Annotated in this window: 1 protein-coding gene; it reads left to right on the forward strand. The window is 48.8% G+C overall.

The window, feature by feature from the left end; translation table 11 throughout:
• Nucleotides 1–524: DDE-type integrase/transposase/recombinase (locus VC188_RS11950; RefSeq protein WP_323484114.1), on the forward strand; the 524-nt coding region annotated here is incomplete at its 5' end.
• Nucleotides 525–537: the final 13 nt, after the last annotated feature.

Here is a 537-nt window from a genome sequence, read left to right on the forward strand (position 1 = left end):
ATCGCTATATGCCATTGCCTAGAGATGACGAAGAGCCCCTTAGAGCCGAAGTCATCCGCATGGCCAGCACCTATGGCCGTTACGGTTATAGATTTATTGCGGGCATGATGCGTAACGCTGGTTGGGGACAAGCGACTACCGCCAAGGTCGCTCGCATCTGGCGGCAAGAGGGTCTGAAGATCCCACAAAAGCAGCCTCCTAGAGGCAGGCTCTGGCTCTCCGATGGTAGTTGTATGAGGCTAAGAGCCAACCACCCAAATCATGTTTGGAGTTATGATTTTGTCTTTATTAGAGATGCTTATGGTGGCAAGATCCGGATGCTCACCATGATTGATGAGTTCACCAGGAAATGCTTAACGATCCACTGCGCTAGAAGGATTGGCTCGATCCAAGTGATTGAGCAGTTGGCGAACGCCATGATTACTCACGGCATCCCCGAGCACATCCGAAGTGATAACGTACTAAATGCAAGAACTTTTTCCAGCGATAGGCAAAGCCATACCGTAACTGCAATTTGCAGTTAAAAAAATCAAACTT

The sequence above is a fragment of the Polynucleobacter sp. MG-28-Ekke-A2 genome, from assembly GCF_035012985.1.
In the GTDB taxonomy this organism is placed as follows: domain Bacteria; phylum Pseudomonadota; class Gammaproteobacteria; order Burkholderiales; family Burkholderiaceae; genus Polynucleobacter.